The organism is Nonomuraea sp. NPDC001684 (assembly GCF_053596515.1).
Map to the genome: position 1 here is coordinate 1 of NZ_JBSFGJ010000707.1, position 3,081 is coordinate 3,081.

General features: G+C 69.9%; 4 protein-coding genes. All 4 read right to left on the reverse strand.

The window, feature by feature from the left end; translation table 11 throughout:
• On the reverse strand, positions 1-517 hold a 517-nt coding region (locus ACWCSD_RS50460; RefSeq protein ID WP_449926631.1), incomplete at its 3' end, for an ATP-binding cassette domain-containing protein.
• A complete protein-coding gene (locus tag ACWCSD_RS50465; RefSeq protein WP_449926633.1) occupies positions 514-1,500 on the reverse strand; it encodes an ABC transporter ATP-binding protein in 987 nt (328 codons plus the stop codon). The genes ACWCSD_RS50460 and ACWCSD_RS50465, both read right to left, overlap by 4 nt.
• Before the next feature lie 3 nt (positions 1,501-1,503).
• Positions 1,504-2,409 (reverse strand): ABC transporter permease, encoded by a 906-nt coding sequence (locus tag ACWCSD_RS50470; protein ID WP_387669937.1) that lies wholly within the window; start codon positions 2,407-2,409, stop codon positions 1,504-1,506.
• Positions 2,406-3,081, reverse strand: a 676-nt coding sequence (locus ACWCSD_RS50475) for an ABC transporter permease (RefSeq protein WP_449926636.1), incomplete at its 5' end; no start/stop codon positions are given. The genes ACWCSD_RS50475 and ACWCSD_RS50470, both read right to left, overlap by 4 nt.

The following is a 3,081-nucleotide window of genomic DNA, read 5'->3' on the forward strand; positions in this document are numbered from 1 at the left end:
CGCCATCCCGGACGGGCTCCTGGAGTCCCACACCGCCTTCCTCAAACCGGACGGAAGTCGGCTCCTGATCATGTCCCAGCACCGAGCCCGGGTCGAGGCCCACCATCGACAGCACCTCGGCGGCCCGCTCCTCGATCCACTCCTTCGACCGCCCGGTCTGCCCGGCCCGCAGGCTGAGCGGCGCGTACAGCGTCTGGTGGATGGTCCGGGTCGGGTTGAGCGCCGAGTACGGGTCCTGGTGGATCATCTGGATCTTGCGGAAGTACGGCTGGCGCCTCTTCTGCTTGAGCCCCGACATGGACACGTCGCCGATGACGATCTCGCCCTCGTCGTAGGTCTCCAGCCCGGCGATGATCCGGCCCAGCGTGGTCTTGCCGCAGCCGGACTCGCCGATGAAGGAGGCCGCGCCGCCCTTGGGGATGGAGAAGTCCACCCCGCGCAGCGCCCGCACCTCCCGCCCGGCCAGCACGTTGCCGCGCTGCTTGTACGTCTTGACGATGCCGGTCCCGGTGATCACGCGTGCTCCTTCACGGTCACGGCGTGGCAGGCCACGACCCTCGATCCATGCGCCACGGCCTGCGGGTCTACGGTGTCGCAGACGTCCATGCGCAGCGCGCAGCGCTCCCTGAACACGCAGCCCTCCTTCGGCACCGTGGCCAGCGTCGGCGGCCGGCCGGGCAGCGCCTGGGCCTCGGCGATGTCGCCCACGAGCCGCGGGATGGCCTTGATCAGGCCCCGCGTGTAGGGGTGGCTGGGGGAGCCGAGCACGTCGCGGGTGGGGCCCTGCTCGACCAGGCGGCCGCCGTACATGACGACCAGGCGGTCGGCGACCTCGGCCACGACGCCGATGTCGTGCGTGATCACCAGCGTGGTCAGGCCGCGCTCGGCGTGCACCTCGCGGACGATCTTCAGGATGTTCGCCTGAGTGATCATGTCCAGGGCGGTCGTCGGCTCGTCGAGCACCACCAGGTGGGCGTTGAGCACCAGCGCCAGCATGATGCCGACCCGCTGGCGCATGCCGCCGGACAGCTCGTGCTGGTGCGAGTCGAGCACGCGCGCGCCGTCCAGGCCCATCCGGCCGAGCAGCTCCTTGGCCTCGCGGACCAGGCCGGGCAGGTCCTCGACGCCGTGCGAGCGGCCCAGGTCGAGGAGCTGCTTGCCGACCGTCTTGAGCGGGTTGAGCGAGTTCTGGGCGGCCTGGAAGACGTACCCGATGTGCCGGCCGCGAGCCTTGCGCAGCTCCTCGCCGGCGAAACCGGTCACGTCGCCGAGACCGTCGATCTCGACGCTGCCCGCGGCGATCCTGCCCGGCGGCTGCACCGCGTTGAGCAGCGACAGCGCCAGCGTGGACTTGCCCGAGCCGGACTCGCCGACGATGCCGGTGATCGTGCCGGGCTCCAGCGTCAGCGTGACGTCCCGGACGGCGGGCAGTTCGCCCGCGGGGGTCTTGTAGACGACCGTCAGGCCGTCGATGCGCACTCCCGGCGCTTGTTCGGCCACTTGCTACTCCTCGCGCAGCCGGGGGTTGAAGATCTCGTCCATGGCGTCCACCACGAGCACGATGCCGAGCGTGAGCAGCAGGATCGCCAGCAGCGGCGCCAGCAGGTAGCCCAGCGCGTTCGGCGTGATCATCGCGCCCGCCTGGAACACGGCGAGGTTGAGCATCACACCCCAGTTGTCCGACTCGTACGGCAGCACGCCCAGGAAGAACAGGCCCACCTGCGAGTAGACCGCGCCGGTGACCGCGATGAGCATGTTCATCGCGATGTAGGGCGCCATGCTCGGCAGCAGCTCCTTGCCGATGATGTGCGTGGTGGACAGCCCGAGCCCGCGGGCGGCCTCGATGAACCCGCGCTCGCGCAGCGACAGCGTCTGCGCGCGCACCGCCCGCGCCACGCCGCCCCAGCCGAGCAGGCCGAGCACCAGGCCCATCTGGACGGGGTTGCCGAACTTCCACACGGTCGCCAGCACCAGCAGCAGCGGCAGGCCGGGGATGGTGAGCTTCATGTCGGTCAGCCGCATGAGCACGGTGTCCCAGCGGCCCCGCCTGAAGCCGGAGAACAGGCCGATCGCGGTGCCGGCGACGACCGTGATGATCGCGGTGACCAGGGCGGTGAGCAGGACGTAACGCGAGCCCTTGATCACCAGCGCGATCACGTCCCGGCCCTGCGGGTCGGTGCCGAACCAGTGGTCCCAGCTCGGCGGCTGGGTGATCGCGCTCGCGTTGCCCGGCAGGTGCTCGGGCAGCAGCATCGGCCCGATCACCGCCATGACGATGAAACCGGCGATGATGACGACCCCGGCCATGCGGCTGGGCTTGCGCCTCATCACCCGCCAGACGCCGTTCCAGAAGTTGCGGCGCATGGCCGAGGCGGCCGGTGCGGCCTCCGGGATGAGCGTGGCGCTCACGAGCCCTCCTCTCCGCTGCGCACCCGCGGGTCGATGACCGTGTAGAACAGGTCCGCGACGATGTTGGCGATGATCGTGCCGACCGTGATCAGCAGGAACGCCCCGCCCATCAGGCCGTAGTCGCGGTCCTGGACGCCGCTGATCAGCAGCCAGCCGAGCCCCGGGTAGTTGAAGATCTTCTCGATGAAGACCGCGCCGCCCAGCAGCAGGCCCAGCGACAGGGCGAGCATGGTGAACAGCGGCAGGATCGCGTTGCGCGCGATGTAGCGGAACACGATCGAGCGCTTCATGCCGCGCAGCTCGGCGGCCAGGATGAAGTCGTCGCCCAGCACGGTGACCACGCTCGACTTCATCGCCAGGATCCAGCCGCCGTAGGCCGACAGTGCGTACGTGGCCACCGGCAGCACCGCGTGCTCGACCAGCGAGCCGATGTAGCCGGCGTTGAAGCCGGGCTCGAACAGGATGTCCACCGAGCCGTCGGCCGGCAGGATCGGGAGCAGCGTCGCGAAGATCACCACGAGCAGCATCGCCAGCACGTACTGCGGGATGCCGTGCAGCAGCGAGCCGGAGATGGCCAGGGCGTCGCCCAGCTTGCCGGTGCGCTTGATGGCGGCGTACACGCCGAGCAGGATCCCGACGAAGAAGCTCAGCAGCGTGCCGGCGTGCACCGGT